The sequence below is a fragment of the Halorussus caseinilyticus genome, assembly GCF_029338395.1.
GTDB lineage: Archaea > Halobacteriota > Halobacteria > Halobacteriales > Haladaptataceae > Halorussus > Halorussus caseinilyticus.
The window spans coordinates 258,238-275,596 of sequence record NZ_CP119810.1; the positions used below are offsets into that span (position 1 = coordinate 258,238).

At 64.6% G+C, this 17,359-nt stretch carries 13 protein-coding genes; 3 read left to right on the forward strand and 10 right to left on the reverse strand.

The annotated features are described in order from the left end of the window. Window positions 1-308 precede the first annotated feature (308 nt). Window positions 309-2,366 (forward strand): alpha/beta hydrolase family protein, encoded by a 2,058-nt coding sequence (locus P2T60_RS18765; RefSeq protein WP_276282285.1) that lies wholly within the window; start codon window positions 309-311, stop codon window positions 2,364-2,366. Window positions 2,367-2,387: 21 nt separating this feature from the next. Here P2T60_RS18765 and P2T60_RS18770 read toward each other — a convergent pair whose 3' ends face one another. The 3 genes from P2T60_RS18770 to P2T60_RS18780 all read right to left on the reverse strand — a co-directional run bounded on the left by P2T60_RS18770 (window position 2,388) and on the right by P2T60_RS18780 (window position 4,042). Continuing rightward, window positions 2,388-2,639 carry a hypothetical protein gene (locus P2T60_RS18770; protein ID WP_276282286.1) on the reverse strand — a complete coding sequence of 84 codons (252 nt, stop codon included), beginning with the start codon at window positions 2,637-2,639 and terminating at the stop codon, window positions 2,388-2,390. A 119-nt stretch (window positions 2,640-2,758) separates the two neighbouring features. Next, entirely contained in the window at window positions 2,759-3,109 is a 351-nt protein-coding gene (locus tag P2T60_RS18775) for a HalOD1 output domain-containing protein (RefSeq protein WP_276282287.1), read from the reverse strand. A gap of 159 nt (window positions 3,110-3,268) precedes the next feature. Then, entirely contained in the window at window positions 3,269-4,042 is a 774-nt protein-coding gene (locus P2T60_RS18780; RefSeq protein ID WP_276282288.1) for an SDR family NAD(P)-dependent oxidoreductase, read from the reverse strand. A gap of 184 nt (window positions 4,043-4,226) precedes the next feature. On the opposite strand from P2T60_RS18780, the gene P2T60_RS18785 reads away from it, so the two are divergent. Continuing rightward, on the forward strand, window positions 4,227-4,679 hold the full coding sequence (locus tag P2T60_RS18785) for a beta/alpha barrel domain-containing protein (RefSeq protein ID WP_276282289.1): 453 nt from the start codon (window positions 4,227-4,229) through the stop codon (window positions 4,677-4,679). A gap of 6 nt (window positions 4,680-4,685) precedes the next feature. Here P2T60_RS18785 and P2T60_RS18790 read toward each other — a convergent pair whose 3' ends face one another. The 3 genes from P2T60_RS18790 to dgoD form a co-directional block, all read right to left on the reverse strand. After that, window positions 4,686-5,411, reverse strand: a complete 726-nt coding sequence (locus P2T60_RS18790; protein WP_276282290.1) for a DUF6338 family protein — start codon at window positions 5,409-5,411, stop codon at window positions 4,686-4,688. Window positions 5,412-5,489: 78 nt separating this feature from the next. Next, window positions 5,490-5,825, reverse strand: a complete 336-nt coding sequence (locus P2T60_RS18795; protein ID WP_276282291.1) for a DUF8048 family protein — start codon at window positions 5,823-5,825, stop codon at window positions 5,490-5,492. Between the two features lies 1 nt (window position 5,826). Continuing rightward, window positions 5,827-6,975 carry a galactonate dehydratase gene (dgoD, locus tag P2T60_RS18800; RefSeq protein ID WP_276282292.1) on the reverse strand — a complete coding sequence of 383 codons (1,149 nt, stop codon included), beginning with the start codon at window positions 6,973-6,975 and terminating at the stop codon, window positions 5,827-5,829. A gap of 193 nt (window positions 6,976-7,168) precedes the next feature. Here dgoD and P2T60_RS18805 point away from each other — a divergent pair, with 193 nt between their 5' ends. Beyond that, a complete protein-coding gene (locus P2T60_RS18805; protein WP_276282293.1) occupies window positions 7,169-7,594 on the forward strand; it encodes a helix-turn-helix domain-containing protein in 426 nt (141 codons plus the stop codon). A 12-nt stretch (window positions 7,595-7,606) separates the two neighbouring features. On the opposite strand, the gene P2T60_RS18810 is transcribed toward P2T60_RS18805, so the two are convergent. The 4 genes from P2T60_RS18810 to P2T60_RS18825 form a co-directional block, all read right to left on the reverse strand. After that, window positions 7,607-8,539, reverse strand: coding sequence for a phosphorylase family protein (locus tag P2T60_RS18810; RefSeq protein ID WP_276282294.1), 933 nt, complete (start codon window positions 8,537-8,539; stop codon window positions 7,607-7,609). Window positions 8,540-8,788: 249 nt separating this feature from the next. Further along, on the reverse strand, window positions 8,789-12,364 hold the full coding sequence (locus P2T60_RS18815) for a PKD domain-containing protein (RefSeq protein WP_276282295.1): 3,576 nt from the start codon (window positions 12,362-12,364) through the stop codon (window positions 8,789-8,791). Between the two features lie 145 nt (window positions 12,365-12,509). Then, window positions 12,510-13,676: a right-handed parallel beta-helix repeat-containing protein gene (locus P2T60_RS18820; protein ID WP_276282296.1), complete on the reverse strand. Its 1,167-nt coding sequence runs from the start codon at window positions 13,674-13,676 to the stop codon at window positions 12,510-12,512. A 111-nt stretch (window positions 13,677-13,787) separates the two neighbouring features. Continuing rightward, window positions 13,788-17,204, reverse strand: a complete 3,417-nt coding sequence (locus P2T60_RS18825; protein WP_276282297.1) for a DEAD/DEAH box helicase family protein — start codon at window positions 17,202-17,204, stop codon at window positions 13,788-13,790. Window positions 17,205-17,359 lie beyond the last annotated feature (155 nt).

Below are 17,359 nucleotides of genomic sequence, written 5' to 3' on the forward strand. Positions count from 1 at the left end.
TTGAGCCAATCAGACCGCAACCGCACCGCATAGCACCGCAACCTCGAACCTCCCCAACCTCCTCCCTCACTCTCTCCGGTCGTTCAGTCGTCCACCGGCAGACGAACCGCGTCTACCGAGCCTTCCGTCGCTTCGCTCCGGAAAACCTCGCGCGCGTTGCTCGCGCGCGCCGGGATGGATTGCATTTCCGCGTTGCCTCGGTCGTCTATTTCCGCGTTGCCTCGGTCGTCTGCTCCACGCCGGACTGCTTCGTCCCGTCGTCCCACCAATCCCCCACGCTCAAGACGCCGGCGCGCCACGGTGTCACCGTGACCCAATCGCTCGAACTCGACGACTTCTACGACCTGACGCTCCCGACCGACCTCGCCGTCTCGCCGGGCGGCGAGCGCGTGGCTTTCGTCGCCGACCAGTTCGACCGGCGGGACGACGAGCGCCGGAGTTCGCTGTTCGTCGCGCCCACCGACGGCTCTCGGGAGCCTCACCGCCTCTCGCGGGCGTCCGACGCCAGCTCCCCGGCGTGGAGTCCCGACGGGTCGAGACTCGCGTTCGCCGCCGCGCGTGGCACCGACGCCGAAATCGCCGTCTCGCGCGCGGACGAGGACGAGGAGTCCGACGCGGACGAAGAGGGTACGGACGCCGACGACGAACCCAAACCGCAAATCTGGGCGTTCGACCTCGAACGTGGCGGGGACGCACGCCAACTCACCGACTTCGAGGAGGGCGCGAAGGGGTTCGACTGGGGACCCGACGGCGACCGACTCGTGGTCGCGGCCCGCGACCCGACCGACGACCAGCGCGCGTACCTGCGGGACCGCCGCGAGGACGACGGCCCGGTCGTCACCGAGCGACTCCAGCACAAGTACGACGGCGAGGGGTGGTTAGACGACGTGCGGACCTACCTCTTCGTCGTGGACTACGACACCCGCGAGACTCGTCGCCTCGACGACGCCTACGGCGGCGGCGCGCGCGAACCCGCGACCGGTCTGAGTCCCGCGTGGTCGCCCTCGGACGGGACCGACGAGGGCCGCATCGCGTTCCTCTCGAACCGGACCGACCGCCCGGACGACAACTACGTGATGGACCTCTACACCGTCGCGCCCGACGGCACCGACTGCCGAAAGCTGACCGACTCCGACCTGACCGCCACCAGACCCCGCTGGCACCCCGACGGCGACCGCCTCGCGTTCGTCGGGAGCGACCCCGAAAACGCCTACCGGCCCTCGGAGGTGTTCGTCGCGGACGTGTCGGGCGACGCCGCTCACGAGTCGTGGTCGGGCGACTTCGACCGGACCGTCGCCAGACACGGCGAACTCGGGTGGGACGGCGACGACGTACTCGCGGCCGTCGGCGACGAGGGCCTGACCCGCCTCGCGCGCTTCCGCGCGGACGCCGCCCCCGAGCGAACCTTCGACGCGCAGGGCCGAGACCGGACGATAGAGGCGTTCGACTTGCGGGGCGACACGGCAGTCGTCACCCTCTCGGACCCCCGCGAGGGCACGGACCTCTTCGCCGCCGACGCGGACCACCTCGCCGACGCCGACCCCACCCGGCTCACCGCGCTCAACGACGACCTGCTGGCCGACCGCCACACGCCCGAGGTGCGCCGATTTACCGTCGAGTCCGGCGGCGAGGAAGTCGAGGCCGTCGCTTACTTCCCAGCGGACTTCGACCCCGACGACCCGGACCCGCGACCGCTGGTCGCTTCCATCCACGGCGGCCCAATCGCCTACGACGCCCCGACGTTCTCGTTCGACTTCTCCTACTGGACCGGGCGGGGCTACGTCGTCGTCCGGACCAACTACCGCGGGAGTTCCTCCTACGGCCGGGCGTTCAGCGAACAGATTCGCGGCGAGTGGGGACCCCGCGAGACCGAAGACGTGTTGGCCGCGGTCGAGGGGGCCGTCTCCCGCGGGTGGGCCGACGACGACCGATGCTTCGCCACCGGGTTCTCCTACGGCGGCATCACCACGGGCTATCTAGTCGCCGAGTCCGACCGCTTCGCCGCGGGGGCGGCCGAACACGGCGTCTACGACTTCCGGTCGGCGTTCGGCACCGACGACAGTCACGTCTGGTGGGAGAACGACTTCGGCCTGCCGTGGGAGAACCCGGAGGGCTACGAGGCGTCGTCGAGCATCGCCGACGTGGGCGAGGTGGACACGCCGCTTCTCGTGACTGCGGGCGGTGAGGACTGGCGGTGTCCGCCCTCCCAGAGCGAACAACTTTACGTCAGCGTCAAGAAACAGGGCGTTCCCGCCAGACTAGTCGTCTACCCCGACGAGAATCACAGTATCGGCGACCCCGACCGGGCGGTTCACCGACTCGAAGAACTGGCCGACTGGTTCGACAGGTTCGACTCCGAGACGTGAGGCTCCGAACGGACGTGCCGCTCACTCGTCGCCCAGAAACTCCCGCTGGAGGTTCCGACGGTGGTACTGCACGAGGTGGTGCTGTGTCACTAGCACGGCCGCGAGGACGATTCCGGCGGTGAACCCGACGACCCGAACTATCGGTACCCCGTGGACGTAGCCGTTGAGTAACTGCGCCAGACCGAGGAAGACCGGAACGACGGTGGCAACCGTCGTGCGGACGGGCAACTCGCGGTACATCTCCCAAAACGAAACGTTGTTCGAGGCGGCCATTCGGTAATCGTTCCTTGAGAGAGGCTTCGGGTACACCCTGATTACCTTTTCGTATGTCGATTTTGACCGTTTCGCTCCCGCCGCTCGGCGTTCCGCGGCGTCCGAACGGTAGTCGAATCTTACGCGGACTGTGCGGCCGACGCTGGCGACTCGTCGCGTTCCGTGGGTTCGTAGACGACGTGTTCGCCGTCGGCGCGGACTTCGACGCGACACCCTTGCAGGTCGAAGACGACCCGTCCGACCGTCTCGCCGACTCCGCCCCGGTCGGCGAACAGGCGGTCCAACGCGTCGGGGTCCACCACGTCGTACAGGACGCCCTCCTCGGGCAGGAGGTCACAACCCGAAATCTCGGTGACGGCTCTGACGACGGCCGTGCTGACGCTCCAGTCGGTCGATGCTATCCGATACGCCGCGCGTCCGTCTCGGTCGAGTGACGGCGCACGCTCCGTGAGGTCTGTATCCCGGCTCATAGTTTCGAGGTGAGTGTCACCGACTGTCACTATCGGCGTACCGATTCAATCGGACTCATCTATAAAAAGATGCACGATTTGCCCCCGGAAAACCATCGAGTGATAGCATCAAATAATCGTCTGGCTTGGATTCGCTCTTTTTCTCGGGTTCCGGAAATGTCACTCCGCGTCGTAGTTCGGCAACGTGTCGTCCTGCATGACCGCGGTCCGCCCGCCGTCCACGACCAGACTCGTTCCCGTCACGAAGTCGGCGTCGTCGCTGGCGAGGAAGGCCACCGCGCCCGCCACGTCCTCGGGGTCGCCGATGCGCCCGACGGGGTGGATGGACTCCAGATGTTCGCGTTCGTCCTCCGAGAGGTCCGACTCCGTGCGTTCGACGGCGACCCATCCGGGATTGACGGTGTTGACCCGAATCTCCGGTCCCAAGTCGAGCGCCATCGCGCGGGTCATCCCGTTTATCCCGGCCTTGACCGCGTTGTACGGGAACATCTCGGGCATCGTCACGAAGGCGTGGTTCGAAGAGACGTTGACGATGGCTCCCTCCTCGATGTACTCGACGGCGCGCTTGGCGGTCAGCCAGTAGGCCCGGAAGTCGGTTTCGAGGACCAACTCCCAGTCGTCCGTCGTCGCGTCGGTGACGGAGGTGTTCGTCTCGACGCCCGCGTTGTTCACCAGCACGTCGATACCGCCGTACTCCTCGGCCGTCGCCTCGACCAGCGCCGCGATTTCGTCCGGGTCGCGCATGTTCGCCTGCACGAAGATGGCGTCACCGCCCGCGTCCCGGATTTCCTCGGCGGTGGTCTCACCGTCTTCGACGGTTCGGCCTGTCACGACGACGGACGCACCTTCGCGCGCGAATCGTTTCGAAGTATATTCTCCAATTCCTCTCGTAGAGCCAGTGACGAGAACTGTTTGGCCCTCGAAGCGGTTCATGGAGGTACGTCGGTGGCGAAACGCTTGATTGCTTCGTCGCTGAACTATGTGTAACAGAATGCGGATAGCATCTTCCGTTTCTCGTGGAGGATTTAAATGATATAGTGGAAAATGCATTCGTAGAAGCTCGCACCGGAAGAGTTACGCAGTTGGCGTTACAATCTACGCGACAACGACAGCACTCATGCACCGTAGACAGATTCTTCCGCTCGCAATCTTGGACGAGGCAGGTGGGGAGGTTGATGGCCGAACGCGGTTTATTAAATTAATATTTTTGGCGCAGGAGAAGGCTGGAGAATCGTTTCCGGTGGAATATGATTTCGAGGCTTACGATTATGGGCCATTCGACAAGAACATCCTGCACGACTTAGACGATTTAGAAGACGAAGGGATAATTTCGTCGCAAGAAACTGATATCGGCAACAATAAAAAGTACACCTATAGACTGAACAACCAATACCGCGGGAATTTAAGAGACGAACTCCCCGAAGACCTCGATATTACCGACGAAGAGTGGGACCAAATCGAGTCGCAAGCCGAGAGAGTCGCTCGACAGTTTAATTCAGTCCCTATTTCACGCCTTCTCGAACACGTGTACAACAAGTATCCCGGTTACACCTCCGAAAGCGTTATTTAATCCGTTTCAATCTTCGGGACCGTCGTCGGGAAGTTCTACGTCGCCTTTCGGTAGCATATCTGCATACTCGTCGTCGGCCTCTCTGTTTATAAACGTGATATGGGAGATGTCCGCATCGTGGACGTAGATGGAGTTAGCTTCCGTGTTCTCTCGTCCGATTTTCTCTTGGTTTTCCGGTTCTATCGGGGATAAGACGAGGCTTCGCTTGTCGGGGGTAGAACTGAATCTGGCGACGTATCCAACTAACTTCTGTCCTTCGGCAGTCACTACCTCGATTTCTTGGTCACGGACGTTATCGACAACTAACTCCCACGGTTCTTCGCGGTCGTCGAATTTCCGGCCTACTTCACCGGACCAGTTTCTAATCGTCTCCTCCATTCTATCAGACAAATCGTCTCCGCGTTTGTATCTTAGTATCCCGACTCCTAAACCTACTCCGGCCGCTATGAGTGACTGAATGCTTACGCCGATAAGCATCGCCAATATGGTGACCTCTCCTACGTTGCTTCCTTTGAGTTTCGGACCGTCCGACAAGAGCCGAAAAACTCCGACGAGAACGAGAGCCGACAAAACGCCGCCGACGAGGACGTATCCGAGCTTATCCCAACGGTCTAGCGTGTCTAACCTCCGTTCGGCATAAATGAACGCCTTCGCAAAAGCTAGCCCCGGTAGCACGAGGAAAAGTAAGTAGAGCGGAACGGCACCTAAACCGCCAGCTGTACCGGGTGGCATTTCGAGTGTCAGTGTCGAAGCCGTCCTATTTAGGTGCCACGATACCGAGTCAAAATTAACTATTCCCGTTTCGAATGCTCACTCCTTCGTCAGAACCATCGCCTCGTCACTAGCCTCTTCGCCGACGCTCGCGCGGAATTGCGCGGCGTGTGCCTCCCTCAAGCGCGCCAACTCGTCGGCGTCCAACCTCATGCGCTCGCCGAACTCGTTCCAGACGTGGTCCCGGACCGAGAGGTAGTACGCCGTCTCGGTCTGGGTCACGAGGGGGTCCCGGTGGAACTGGGTCCGGTACTCGTAGACGAGTCCGTCCACGCCGACGCCCTCCAACTCCCGGATTGCTTGCTGGTGGCGCGCGACGAGTTCGCGGTCGGTCTCGGTCTCCACGTCGGGAAACGCCGCGAGTGGGTCCGCCATCTCACCACTCCGCGACGCTCCCGTCGTCGTGTCGCCAGACGGGGTTGTGCCAGTTCACGTCGCCCGCGCGCTCGCGGACGACCGACTCGTCTATCTCGACGCCGAGACCCGGCCCGTCGGGGAGTTCGACGTAACCCTCGTCGTACTCGAAGACGCTCGGGTCCGCGAGGTAGTCCAGCACGTCGCTGGTCTCGTTGTAGTGGATGTCGAGGCTCTGCTCTTGAATCAGGGCGTTGGGCGTGCAGGCGTCCACTTGGACGCAGGCGGCCAGCGCGAGGGGTCCGAGCGGACAGTGGGGCGCGAGCGCAACGTCGTAGGCCTCGGCCATCGACGCGATTTTCTTGACCTCGGTAATCCCCCCGGCGTGGCTCAGGTCGGGTTGAATCACGTCCACGGTCCCGTCTTCGAGAACCTGCTTGAAGTCCCACCGGGAGTACATGCGTTCGCCCGTGGCGATTGGCGTGGTGGTGTGGGCCGCGATTTCCGGCAGTGCGTCGTTGTGTTCGGGCAGGACGGGTTCCTCGACGAACATCGGTTCGTAGGGTTCGAGCGCGGCGGCGAGTCGCTTGGCCATCGACTTGGCGACCCGGCCGTGGAAGTCCACGCCCACGTCAACCTCGTCGCCGACTTCCTCGCGGACCTCGGCCAGTCGCTCTTCGGCCTCCCGGACCTTCGCGGGCGAATCGACGCGCTCCATCTCGGGCGTGGCGTTCATCTTCAGAGCGGTGAATCCCGCTTCGACCTTCTCGCGGGCCGCCTCGCCCACGTCCGCGGGTCGGTCGCCGCCGACCCACTGGTAGACCCGAACTCGGTCGCGCGCCCTGCCGCCCAGCAGTTCGTACACCGGCGCGTCGAAGTGCTTGCCTTTGATGTCCCAGAGGGCTTGGTCGATGCCCGCGATGGCCGACATCAGAACCGGGCCGCCGCGGTAGAACCCGCCGCGGTAGAGCGTCTGCCAGTGGTCCTCGATTCGGAGGGGGTCCTCGCCGAGCAGGTAACCTTCGAGCAGTTCCTCGACGGCTGCCCGGACGGTGTGAGCGCGGCCCTCTACGACGGGTTCACCCCACCCGACCGTGCCGTCGCTGGTTTCGAGGCGCAGGAACAACCATCTCGGGGGCACCTCGAACAACTCGTAGTCGGTGACTTCCATGCCCCGAGGTACGCGAGCGACGGCCTAAATCCTCGGGAAGCGGTCGCCGCCGGAAACCGGCGGCGACCGGTAGGACCGAGAGTGCAGATTCCGGGTCGTCGAGGATAGCGACCACGCTCCGACAATATCGTATTTTCGGGTATTGAATAAAAATAGATAGAATTAAAAACCAGAAATATGAAAATTCGTTTTGATGGACAAACTCGACGGCGTACCGCTCTCGGCACTACAGGACCACCTCGACGCGGCCGAGAGCGCGAAGGCGACGAAGCGACTCATGGTCGCCATCGCGTACAAGGACGGCGTGTCGGTCTCTGAACTCTCGGAGCGATACGGCGTCCCCGAGTCCACGCTCTACTACTGGCTAGACCGCATTGCCGACAAACCGCTCTCGGACGCGGTGCAAGACGACGAACGGCCCGGCCGACCCTCGGAACTCGACGACACCGACCGCGAGGCGCTGTTCGACGCACTCGCGGACTCCCCGGAGTCCTACGGCTTCGAGGCGGTGTCGTGGACGCCCCACCTCGTCCGGGAGTTCATCGAACGCGAGTTCGGCGTCTCCTACTCGCTCGGTCACGTCCGGCGACTCGTCCGCGAGTCCGACGAGTCGGTGTGAGTCGTCTCGTTTTCATGCCGACCGACTTGCGAGGTGGTCCACGATTCCGGACGCCACGCGAAAGGCGTTCTCCAGTCCGAGTTCGAGCGCCAGACCGCCGTCGTCCATGCTCTCGCGCGGCGTCTCGCCGGGCGCTGGCCGGTCGAAGTTGACCACGCCGCGGACGCTCAGATAGCGGTCCAGCGCGCCGAACCGCGCCAGCGCGCTCGCGGTTCCGAAGTCCTCCATCTCGGAGGTGACGTAGACGCCCGCGTCGTACCGCTCGACCAGCCATTCGACCTGTTCGGCCAGCGCCCGCCCGTGCCAGAACTCGTCGCCGCAGACCGTCGCGCCGACGCCGACGAACGGCGACGAGCGTGCGGTCGCCTCGTCGTACCGCTGGCAGTACGCCGAGGCTTCCTCGTCTGCGGCGAGTTCGACGCCCTCGGCGACGTTCAGGGCCGACTCCACGAGGTCGTCGTTCAAGCGGTAGACGTAATCTCGGGGCCGGTACTTGAGCAGGTCGATGGGCCGGGTCTCGTCTGCTCCCGGGCCTCCGCCGTCGCTCCAGCGGTGCTTGAGGTCCCAATCGACCACCGCGTCGGCGAGGAAGACGGCCCCCAACGTGGCGACGTTCGGCGGTGCCCCGGCGACCCCGGCAGTCACGAAGTAGGCGTCCGAGAGGTCCAACTCGGGCGCGGCGAGCAGAGCCGTGAGCGTGGTCGCGGCCTCGACTTTCCCCATCCCGGTCGGGGTGACGCCGACGCCGTGGTCGGTGACGTAGACCGGCGCGTTCGCGCCGGGGACCCGGACCTCGCGCTCGAAGTCGTAGGCGTCCACCCAGTAGTCGAGTTCGCTCGGCGCGTCCTCGTCGTCGGGCAACGCGAAGTCCTCGGCGGCGAACGCTGGCAGAATCAACACGTCGAGGGACCGCGGGGAGTCGCGCTCGGCGGACGACTGCTTCATGGCCGTGGGGTCGCGGCGTCGGCAAATCAGGGTTCTGGTCGCGCTCGGTGGATTTCACGGGCAAAAGTACGTGGAGGGCGTCCGTCACCGCCGACCCCTGCTCGGCCGTGAACCCGAGGAGAACTACGACGGTAATCCACGTGAGGTTCCCGTCGCCGGTTCGCTCGCCGGTCATTCCACGTCGGATACGCCGGTGCGACCGAAAACAGTGTGTGCCGAGAAAAGTCCTCGGGCGCGGAGAGACGCGACTCAGACCCGCATCCGCGCCACCAGCACCGCCGCCAGAAGCGCGACTACCGTCGCGCCGACGCCGAATCCGGGGACGTTCGGCGCGGGGTCGCCGAATCCGCCGCCGTCGCCTTCGCTCGTCACGCCGAGGGTCGCGGTGCGGTCCGCCACCTCGACCGTGTAGTTTCCGGCGGCGTTCACCCGCCTGACGAAGGTGACTTCGGTCGTCTCGCCTGCGGGAACCGTCACGTTCTTGGTCGCCAACTCGTCGCCGAACATGGTCAGCGCGACCGGTCGCTCGCCCGCCTCGCCGCCGGTGTTCTCGACCGTCGCGGTGATTTCGACCGCTTCGCCAGCCGAGATGGTCGAACTGTTCAGCGACACGTCCACGACCGACGTGTTCGCCGGAATCGTCTCCTTCACCGCGAGCGTCCCGGCCGCGGTGCCCTCGACCGCGACTTCGTACTCGCCGGGCGAGGGGGCCGTCCCCGAGAGCGTCACGTCGGCCGACTCGCCAGCGGCCACCTCGACCGTCTTCGAGGCAATCGCGCTCCCGTCGAGCGTGAGGTTCACCGTGGCGCTCCGGGCCGCAGTCCCCGTGTTTTCGACCGTCACGTTCGCGGTCACGTCGTCACCGGTCGCCACGACTTCGCGCTCCAGTCGGGTGTCGGCGACCGAGAGGGGTCGGTTCGCGCCGACCGCGAGCGTCCCGAGTTCGTCGGTCGTCGCCGCAATCCGGTAAGTGTCGTCGGTCGCTTCCACGACCCTCGCGTCGAGTCGCTCCCACTCGGTGGCGTTTCGGTAGACCGCCACGTCGTCGCCGGAAGTCAGCGCGCCGAGCGCGGACCGCCGGACCGCGAACTCGACCGTCGCGTTCTCGACGCCGGTGTCGAGGGCGCTCGCGCCGAGGTCGAGGTAAGCCAGCGTCCGACCGGCCGAGTCGAGCGCCGGGGCACCCTCCGGCGGGTCGGCGCTCGCAGAACTCTCGAAGACGACGTGGGTGTCGTCGCTCCGGAGGTCGACCGCTATCGCTCGGAACCGAACTCCGGTCTCGTCGGCGACGGCGCTGGCGGGGAGGTCGGCCTTCACCGCCTCGTCGCCGCGGGCGTTGCGCACGTCGATGGCGAACGCGTTCGGGCCGGTCCGTTCTGTCTCGGTGACGACCGGCGGCGGGCCGAGACTGGTCGAACCGCCTCCGCCACCGCCCCCGCCGCCGGTCGCGGCCTTGCGCTCGGACTCGACTTCGATTCGGGCCGACGCCTCGTCGGCGTTCCCGTCGTCGTCCACGACGGTCACGACGGGTTCGTAGGTGCCGGAACTCCCGTACTCGTGGGTCACCGTCGCGTTCGCCGTCGTGGTGGCGTCAATCGTTCCGTTGCCGTCGAAGTCCCAGCGGTACTCGACGATTTCGCCGATTGAGTCGGTCGAGTTGCTCGCGTCGAGCGTCACCGTCTTCCCGGTTCGGGTCCGGTTGGGCACCGAGAGTCGCGCGCTCGGCGCGTCGGTGACTTCGACCGGAATCCGTTCGGTCGCCGCGGTTCGTCCCGCGGCGTCCTCGACCACGAGTTGGACCGTGGCGTCTCCGATTCCGTCGAAGGCGTAGGTCGCGTTCGCGCCCTCGCGCCGGTCGGCGTCCCCGCCCTGCCGGAACGTCCACGCGTAGGTCAGCGCTCTGTCGCTGTTGTCGGTCGCGTTCGCCGACACGTCGAAGGTCTCGCCCGCCGACACCTCGCTCGGGACGGTGTAGTTCTCGATGGCGGGGTCGCTCGCGTTCGTGACGGTGACGGCCACCCCGTCGGTGCCGGTGTTGCCGTTGTTGTCGGTGACGGTCAGGTTGACTCGATACTCGCCCGGCGAGGGGAAGGTGACGCTCGCGCCGGGGGTGTTCTGGTCGGCGTCGGTCACGTCGCCACCGGGGGCCGACCACTCGTAGGTCTCGACGCTCCCGCGTTCGTCACTGCTCGCGCTTCCGTTCAGGGTGATGGGTGCGCCCGCCTCGACTTCCGCGGGGGACGCCGCGGCCCTCGCTGTCGGGTCGTCGCCCGCGACGATTCGGACCGTCTTCGTGACGTTGGCGGTCTTGCCCGACCGGTCGGCAACCGTCAGCGTCACCTCGTAGGTGCCCGGCGAACCGAACGCGCGGGAGACGCGCTGGCCGGTCTCGGGGGTCCCGTCGATACGCCACTCGTAGCTATCGGCCAGCGCCACGTTGTCGGAACTCGCTGACCCGTCGAAGGTGATGGTCTCGCCGACGACGTGGTACTCGCTGTCGCCCGCGTCGTCCTCGACGGTGAAGTCGGCGGTCGGTGGCTCTCCGGCCCTCACTTCGACTGTTGTGGAAGCCGTCACCGTCTGGCCGTCCGCGACCATCGTCACGGCGGCCTGCTGGTTCCCGGCGCTCTCGTAGGTGTGGGAGACCTGCGCTCGCGGGGTCGTGTCGTCGGTCTCGCCGTCGCCGTCGAAGTCCCAGCGGTACTCCTCGGCGCTGTCGTCGGCGGTGAACGTCACGCTCTGTCCGGCCTCGACGGTTCCGGGGTCCGCCTCGACGCGAGCGTCGAGGCAGTTCGCGCCGCGTTCGATGACGACCGGTTCGCCCATCCGGAGGTCGAGCATCTCGCCGTCCATGTCGTCGTGGCCGACGTTGTTGCGCACGGCCCAGCGTTCGATGTCGCCGGTGAACTCGGCGTCGATGGTGACGCTCTCGCCCTCGGCGAGGTTGTGGAACCCGCGGTACGCGCCGCCGTCGGTGCCGCCCGGTCCCCACTGCCAGTGAATATCGAAGTATCCACCGTCGAACGCCCGGAGAGGAGCGAACTCGTCGCTCTTCTCCGCGAGGTTCCGGTGGCCGTACCGGGTTCCGGACCCGTCGGTGTACACGTCGTCGATGTTCTCGCGGGGGTACATGTCGTCGATGTACGCCCACTCGCCCGACGGCAGGTTTTCGAAGGTCCAGTCGGCCGTGCCCCCGCCGGGCGACGGTTCGAAGAACCCGTCGCCCGGCCCGTGAATCCCGTTGTAGGGATTGTGCGACGAGATGGCGGTCTCCTCGTAGAGTCGGTCGTGGCGGACGACGAGGCTGACCTCGCCGTTCGGGTTCTCGTAGAAGAACAGGTGGCTCTCGCCGTCGGCCGACCAGTTGTACTTGCCGTAGGTGCCGTACTCCCACGGTTCCCAGCGAAACTGGTCGTTGAGGTACGGCGCGTACTCGCGTATCTGGCCCCGCATCGAGACGTTCTCCTCGCCGGGCCGGGGGTCGGTGTCGTTGCGGTAGCGGTAGTCCATCTGGGACTCGATGGACTCGAACCCGTTCCAGTCGGGATTCTCGAAGTCGCCGTACACGTCGGCGGGTTCGCCCGGCCCGTCGTATGGTTCGACTTCCCGGAGTTCGACCTCCGGCACCATCTTCGGGTGGGAGGCGGTGTAGGGGTTCACTTCGTAGCAGACCGACGTGCCGGGTTGGGTAATCGTGTACACCGGCGACCCGTCGTGGTCTGCGCGTGCGGTTCCGACTACTCCCGCGATACCGGACGGGAGCGCCGACGTGACTAACAGCACCGTCAGCGCGATGCTCGCAATCGTGGTTCTATCGACGTTCATCTCGCTACTTATCGTCCGTATTCCGGTATTTCCCTTTGTTATGGACTCTCTGCCGGGTATCTTGGCGGACGCTATCCGAGTGTAGCGGCGGCGTAACCGTCGGACGACTAACTTTTAATCTCTGATGAAGACTGCATAATTATTTCTAAAAGAAATAGAAACATTTCTTAAACAATCCTTTTCCTATCTTCCTCTCCGACCTCGACACGCTGTTGTTCGCGCTCCCGCGAGCGACCACGAAGTCCCGCCGGTTGCCCCGTATCTCGTTGGCCCGCAAGCGGTTGTCGTCGGACGCCAGCAGGGAGACGCCGCGGCGGTTGTCCACGACCCGGTTGCCCGCGACCAGATTCCGGTCGCTCTCTACGAACAGGAGTCCGTCCCGGTTGCCCGACGCGACGTTGCGCCGGAGGCGGTTGCCGTCGGCGTTCCGGAGGCGGACGCCGACCGCGTTGTCGGTCGCGCGGTTGCCCGCGAGCGCGTTGTTCGACGCGCCGTCGGCGAGGAAGACGCCGTAGAACCGATTCGTGAGTCGGAGGTCCGCGATTCGGTTACCGTCGGCGGCCGAGAGCCAGACCCCCGCGACGCGGTTGCCGGTGGCCGACCCGCCGACGACGCTGTTTCCGTCCACACCAACCGCGACGACGCCGTACTCGTTTTCCCGCGCGGTCACGTTCCGGACCGCGTTGCCCGACGAGTCCGCGCCGAGGTGGACGCCGAACAGCGAGTTCCCGGCGGCGGTGACGTTCGCCGCGACGTTCCGGTCGCTGTCGTCGAGGAGCGAGAGACCGTGGACCGCGTTGCCGGTCGCGCGCACGCCCGCAAGTCGGTTTCGGCTCGCGCCGTAGAGTCGGACCCCGACCCTGCTCCGAGTCGCTGTCACGTCCGCGAGGACGCCGCGGTCCGCTTCGGTCAGGCGCACGGCGTCGTCCCAGTCGGCCACCGTGAGGTTCCGGACGGTGACGTTCGAGACGCCGCTTCCCCACGCGCCGACCGCCACCCCCGCGGTGCCGAAGGCACCGCGGCCGTCCACGAGGTGGTCTCGGCCCGACAGTACCACGTCGCTCGCCCGAACCCGGATGCACTGGTCCGCCGAGACGTTCCGGAGGTCGGTCGTCAGCGCGTAGCGCCCCGACTCGCGGATGGTCGTACAGGAGTCGATGGGCGCGGGCGCGCGAGAGTCGGCGCTCGTCCGCGAGTCGAATCCGGCCTCGCCCGCGTCGTCGCCGACCGCTTCGGTCGGCGACGACGCGACTGGTCCGACCGATGTGAGCAGAGTTCCCAGTACCGCGAGGGCGACGAGCGTTCGGCGCACGCTCGCGCTTCGCGTGCCACCGCCCTCGTTATTCGGCCGGTTCCGCGGACGTAACGCGGATTTCGACCGGCGAGTCCGACGACGGTTCGGGAGTCGGACCCGCGACTCCCGCTACGGCCTGCGGTCCTCTACCGCCTCGGCGCTTTGCTCGGTCACGCGCACGCCCTTCGCCGAGAGGTGTTGCATCCGCCGCCGGGCGAAGTCCTCTTCGGTCGTCCCGCGCGTGGCGAGGACGTACATCCGGGCGTTCCCGGTCGGGCGCATCGTCCGGCCCGCGCGCTGTGCGCCCTGCCGCCGAGACCCGCCCAGTCCCGAGGCCACGATTGCGAGTTCGGCGTCGGGCAGGTCAATGCCCTCGTCGCCGACCCGCGAGACGACGAGGGTGTCGCGCTCGCCCGACGTGAACTCCTGTAGCAGGTGCTGGCGGCGGGCGTGGCGCATCTCGCCCGAGATGAACGGGACGTTGAGCGCCTCGGCCAACTCCTCGCCTTGGTCGAGATACTCAACGAAAATCAGGGCCTTCGCGTGGGGGTGTTCGGTCCGGAGATGGCGGATTTCCTCGACCTTCGCGGGGTTGCTCGCGGCGATTTGGCGCTTCTCGTGGCCGTCGGCGCTCCCGTACTCGTGGCGGTAGGTCTCGTCGTCCCACGGGACGTACCGAATCTGGACCTCGGGTTCTTGGACGTATCCGGCCTCGAAGAGGGCGTCCCAGTCGGTGCCGATGGGCGGGCCGATGAGGGTGAAGATTTCCTCTTCGTCGTCAGATTCCCGTACCGGGGTCGCGCTCAGGCCGAGGCGGTGCTTGCTCTGGAGTTCCGCCGACCTTCGGAAGACCCGGCTTGGTATGTGGTGGCAGTTGTGAGTCAAGAAGCCATCGGCGAGGAACGTGTGCGATTCCGTCTCGAAGTCGTAGACAGTTTTCGTACCGATGGATTCTACATCGGTGACTTCCACGAACGTAAGTCCTTGTAGCTTTTCGAGACGGTCGGCGTGCTTTCGAGCGACATTTCGTCGTCGTTTGGCGATGTCCACCGTCGTTTGAATCGTCGCCTCCTCCTCACGTTGAAATCGTTTGTACACCGTCGCTTGCGGTGAATCCGCTACTTCTGCTAGCTCCGAGTACGTGATATTATGACGCTCCCGGATTTCTTTCGGGGCGCCCATGTCTTCGTCTGCGTACCTTCGGAGTGACGTGGCTAAGGTATGTATGTGGCGCTGACCGAGCCGGTACTTCCCGTTTATCACGTCGGAAATAGTGACACTTGCCACGCCACACATCTCCGCAATCTGGTCGTTGGTTAAATTTATTTCCTCTTTTAGTTGCTGAAGATACGGGCCGACTGGAAGTCCGGTGGCTGGTGATTCTCCGCCGCAGACTCGTTCGGCCTTATGACGTAATTGGAAGCCAATCTGCTCCTCAAAGCGGTCTCCGTAGTACGAGGGAATTGTCACTCGGTAGATGTCGTTATGTGCCTCGTTATCCCGTTCGATTTCGAACGTTCGAGAGAGGATTCCAAGTTTTTGAAGCAGGAGTGTTACGTCCATCGCTAGTCGCTCAGACACTGAATTGAACTGAATACGACCTTTCTTATCGACGGACCCCTCAGCGTCAAAGAGGCCTCGGAGAAGAGCACCGATTTTCTCTTGTGACCAACAGTAGCTCTCCTTCGGTACCGTAACTGAGCTTGCTTTATCACCGCTCGCTCCAGTCCAGTTCAGTTCGTCTTGTAGTTTCGGTGCCCAGAGGTTCAAATCGCCCCGAGAATTGTCGAAAACGGAATACCCTGTATCGAGACGCTCACAGAGGCTCTTAAGAATCTCCACCTGTCTCTCGGCGCGCCGGGCAAACGCGAATTTCACATCCCCGTACTCGTTTAGGTGTCCGTCACCGATGAACCAACCCATTAACTCGGCACGGGCTTCCTGTTTCGTGAAATCAGCCGCATCAGAAGTCGAACCCGATGTTTCGGTCTGTTTGTGAGGCTGAACGAGGAAATCTCCCTGCTCGATGTGTTTTCGTTCCTTGACTTCTCCCGTTTTAGGGTCGAAGACGAGATGCGTATGGTTCGGAGTTGCTTCGAGTGTACGACCTGTGTTCGTCTCTATACGTCGAACTGATGATTCGGTCTTGTATACGCCCTGTACGTCGGTCCAACCGTAGTTTCCATCTTCCGGTAGGTACGTCCGAACTGAGAGGTCTATGTCTCGGTTCCAACCTTGGTCGAACCCAAAGTTCTCATCTAATTCGGAGAACGTCGTCCGTCCGGACCGAGTTTCGATTATAGTATCGCCACTCAAGCATTCGTCGTAGATAATCAACCCCCACTCGCGCTGGTCGAACAACTGCCGGTGTCGGTCCATCCCGGCGGTCTGGTAGGTCGCTATCGTCACCGGCCGCACGTCCTTCGTCCCGCCGTGGTACTCGCCGATTTGGTCGGGCGCGAGCGTGGTGTGGGCGAGCAGTTCCTCGCGCCACTGGACGGCGAGTTCCCGGCCCGGGACCAGAATCAGGGTCTCGCCGCCGACCGCCTCTATCGCGCCCATCCCCGCGACGGTTTTCCCGCTCCCCGGCGGGCCGACGAGGACGCCCGATTTGGTCTCGGCGAACTCGGCGACCCACTCCCGCTGGTAGTCCCGCAGGTCGAGGTGGAGGCTCACGTCCAACTCCTCGCCGGTCTCCAAGTCTCGCTCGTCGCGGACGGGATAGCCCGCCTCGTAGAGGATGCGCTTGACCTCGGCGACCGATTCCTCAGCGACCCAACTCTCGGTGTCCGAGAGCGGCGCGCGCAACTGGCCGTCGTCCAACCGCTGGCGGGCGACGTTGCCCATCAGGTCCTCGCTCGCGGCTTCGAGGACGACGTAACCGTCCTCGTGAGTCGTCAGGACGAACTGGCGGGCGCGCTTCCACTGGCTCTCTATCCACTCTTCGAGGTGGGGCGACCGTTCGGGAAGCACGTCGCGGACCGTCCCGAGCAAGTCCTCTAACTCGTCGAACGGCGCGGCCCACACGTCCTCTTGGCGAATCTCGTACATGTAGCCGCCGTCGCGGGTGGTGTCTACGAGGTGGGCGAACTGCGAGAGTTGCGCGCGGGTGAACTGGGTGGGTTGGTCCACGACCAACTCGCGGCGCTTGGGAAACACGACCACGCGCTCGCGGTCGGCCAACTTCCCCCAGTCGGTCGGGTACCACACCACGGGGTCGTTGGACACGTCGAGTCGTTCGACGCCCTCGCCCTCCGCGAGACCCGACAGGGCGTCGTCGGTCCCGGACTGCGAGCGGTCGAGCGCGCGCGCCACCTCCTCGGCGGTGACGACGGGCCGTCCGAACTGCTCGATGGCGTCGTGGAACGCCTCCACGTCCAGACGCTTGGTCCCGTCGTCAGCGGACTCGCCCGGCGAGTCGTCGCCGGACGAGTCCGCGACTGTCGGGCCGCCGCTTTCCCGGCAGTCGTTGGCCGGGCCGTCCGCCGAGTCGGTTTCCGGGCCGTCGCTCTCGGTGCCACCCACGCGGTCCTCGGAGTCGGTCATCGGACCGTCTTAGGCGGGTAGTAAATAAACGGCTTTTGTTACAAACGCTGTTTAACTCCTGCCTAATACGACCTTGTTTTTCCGACAGATGGCCACAAGATTTATTTCTATACATTGACAATCAGAGTAAACTTTGAGTAGTGGGGGTTTGAGGT

Excerpts from the sequence above, each read along its gene's own strand:
- P2T60_RS18815 (WP_276282295.1), bottom strand. The coding sequence starts at position 12,364 with ATGAACGTCGATAGAACCACGATTGCGAGCATCGCGCTGACGGTGCTG.
- P2T60_RS18795 (WP_276282291.1), bottom strand. The coding sequence starts at position 5,825 with ATGGCGGACCCACTCGCGGCGTTTCCCGACGTGGAGACCGAGACCGAC.
- P2T60_RS18810 (WP_276282294.1), bottom strand. The coding sequence starts at position 8,539 with ATGAAGCAGTCGTCCGCCGAGCGCGACTCCCCGCGGTCCCTCGACGTG.
- P2T60_RS18785 (WP_276282289.1), top strand. The coding sequence starts at position 4,227 with ATGCACCGTAGACAGATTCTTCCGCTCGCAATCTTGGACGAGGCAGGT.
- P2T60_RS18825 (WP_276282297.1), bottom strand. The coding sequence starts at position 17,204 with ATGACCGACTCCGAGGACCGCGTGGGTGGCACCGAGAGCGACGGCCCG.
- P2T60_RS18775 (WP_276282287.1), bottom strand. The coding sequence starts at position 3,109 with ATGAGCCGGGATACAGACCTCACGGAGCGTGCGCCGTCACTCGACCGA.
- P2T60_RS18790 (WP_276282290.1), bottom strand. The coding sequence starts at position 5,411 with ATGCCACCCGGTACAGCTGGCGGTTTAGGTGCCGTTCCGCTCTACTTA.
- dgoD (WP_276282292.1), bottom strand. The coding sequence starts at position 6,975 with ATGGAAGTCACCGACTACGAGTTGTTCGAGGTGCCCCCGAGATGGTTG.
- P2T60_RS18770 (WP_276282286.1), bottom strand. The coding sequence starts at position 2,639 with ATGGCCGCCTCGAACAACGTTTCGTTTTGGGAGATGTACCGCGAGTTG.
- P2T60_RS18805 (WP_276282293.1), top strand. The coding sequence starts at position 7,169 with ATGGACAAACTCGACGGCGTACCGCTCTCGGCACTACAGGACCACCTC.
- P2T60_RS18780 (WP_276282288.1), bottom strand. The coding sequence starts at position 4,042 with ATGAACCGCTTCGAGGGCCAAACAGTTCTCGTCACTGGCTCTACGAGA.